The sequence below is a fragment of the Streptomyces sp. MBT53 genome (assembly GCF_016654115.1).
In the GTDB taxonomy this organism is placed as follows: Bacteria; Actinomycetota; Actinomycetes; order Streptomycetales; family Streptomycetaceae; genus Streptomyces.
This window is the reverse complement of sequence record NZ_JAEQAZ010000525.1, coordinates 1-360: the sequence shown is the minus strand read 5'-3', so window position 1 is coordinate 360 and position 360 is coordinate 1. Positions and strand designations below refer to the sequence as shown.

Annotated in this window: 1 protein-coding gene; it reads right to left on the bottom strand. The window is 63.1% G+C overall.

The genetic code is table 11. The features are described 5' to 3' along the window. On the bottom strand, window positions 1–322 hold a 322-nt coding region (locus JHN45_RS52595; protein WP_201056614.1), incomplete at its 3' end, for a hypothetical protein. Between the last annotated feature and the right edge of the window lie 38 nt (window positions 323–360).

The following is a 360-nucleotide window of genomic DNA, read 5'->3' as shown; positions in this document are numbered from 1 at the left end:
TGTCCCCGATGCGGACGACGCAGCGCTCCAGAAGCACGCTGACCCAGCGGGCAAGGCTGCCCTTCACCCGGGCGAGCTCTTCCTCGTCATCGCCCGTCATCTCCCGCACTTCCGCATGGCGCAGGAGATCACCGTCCCAGTAGATGCCGCCCGGCAGAGTTACGTGGCTGTCCGACGGCTCCGGCACCGAGGGAATGTTGCCGATTGATTCTCCGAGGGCCTTCTGTACCTGGGCGTTAACCGTCTCCGGCTGGGCAAGTGCGGTATCCGCCGTCACCACGGGGCCGGAGAGCGTGTCAAAGTCCCAGTTGTCCTGCGTCATCAATTACTCCAGTGTGGTGAGTTCAGACTTCTCAGAAC